The sequence below is a fragment of the Microvirga tunisiensis genome (genome assembly GCF_009296175.1).
Classification (GTDB): Bacteria; Pseudomonadota; Alphaproteobacteria; order Rhizobiales; family Beijerinckiaceae; genus Microvirga; species Microvirga tunisiensis.
This window is the reverse complement of record NZ_VOSK01000750.1, coordinates 1-1,409: the sequence shown is the minus strand read 5'-3', so window position 1 is coordinate 1,409 and position 1,409 is coordinate 1. Positions and strand designations below refer to the sequence as shown.

At 68.9% G+C, this 1,409-nt stretch carries 1 protein-coding gene; it reads right to left on the bottom strand.

Features of this window, described 5'->3' with window-relative positions:
• Positions 1-1,409: ATP-dependent zinc metalloprotease FtsH (gene ftsH, locus FS320_RS43370; RefSeq protein ID WP_152718652.1), on the bottom strand; the 1,409-nt coding region annotated here is incomplete at both ends.

The window sequence follows — 1,409 nt, the reverse complement described above, 5'->3', positions numbered from 1 at the left end:
CGCGGGCGGCCACGGCCGGCGGTGGGCACGGCGGAGCCGCGGCTGGGGCTGATCGCCTCGCCGGTATCGCGCACCGGAGGCTGTCCGTCGAGGAGATGGCGGATTTCGTCGCCGCTCAGGGTCTCGTATTCGAGCAGGCCGCGAGCCAGAGCCTCGAGTTCGTGCGCCTTCTCGGTCAGGATGCGCCGGGCATCGTTGAGCCCGTCCTCGACCAGGCGGCGGACCTCCGAGTCGATCTTCTGGGCGGTCGCCTCGGACACGTTCTGCTGCCGGCCCATCTGCATGCCGAGGAACACCTCATCCTGGTTCTCGCCATAGGCGACGGTGCCGAGTTCGGGCGAGAAGCCCCACTTGGTCACCATCATGCGGGCGAGACGGGTCGCCTGCTCGATGTCCGACTGGGCACCGGAGGTGACCTTGTCCTTGCCGAAGATCATCTCCTCGGCGATGCGGCCGCCCATCATGATCGCCAGGCGCGAGGTCATCTGCTCGTAGGACATGGACAGCTTGTCCCGCTCAGGCAGCTGCATGACCATGCCGAGCGCGCGGCCGCGCGGGATGATGGTGGCCTTGTGCACCGGGTCGGTCGCCGGGACGTTGAGCGCCACGACGGCGTGGCCGGCCTCGTGATAGGCGGTCAGGCGCTTCTCGTCGTCGGTCATGACGAGGGTACGGCGCTCGGCGCCCATCATCACCTTGTCCTTCGCGTCCTCGAACTCCTTCATCGTGACGATGCGCTTGCCGCGGCGGGCGGCCAGCAGCGCCGCCTCGTTGACCAGGTTCATCAGGTCGGCGCCCGAGAAGCCGGGGGTGCCGCGGGCGATCACCTTCAGGTCCACGTCGGGAGCCAGCGGCACCTTGCGCACATGGACGCGCAGGATCTTCTCGCGGCCGGTGACGTCCGGGTTCGGGACGACGATCTGGCGGTCGAAGCGGCCCGGACGCAGCAGCGCCGGATCGAGCACGTCGGGACGGTTGGTGGCCGCGATGATGATCACGCCCTCGTTGGCCTCGAAGCCGTCCATCTCGACGAGGAGCTGGTTGAGGGTCTGCTCGCGCTCGTCGTTGCCGCCCCCTAAGCCGGCGCCGCGATGGCGGCCGACCGCGTCGATCTCGTCGATGAAGATGATGCAGGGGGCGTTCTTCTTCGCCTGCTCGAACATGTCGCGCACCCGGGAGGCGCCGACGCCGACGAACATCTCGACGAAGTCGGAGCCCGAGATGGTGAAGAACGGCACGTTGGCCTCGCCGGCGACCGCACGGGCGGTCAGGGTCTTACCGGTGCCGGGAGGGCCGACGAGCAGCACGCCGCGGGGAATGCGGCCGCCCAGGCGCTGGAACTTCTGCGGGTCGCGCAGGAACTCCACCACCTCCTGCAGGTCTTCCTTGGCCTCGTCGATGCCGGCCAC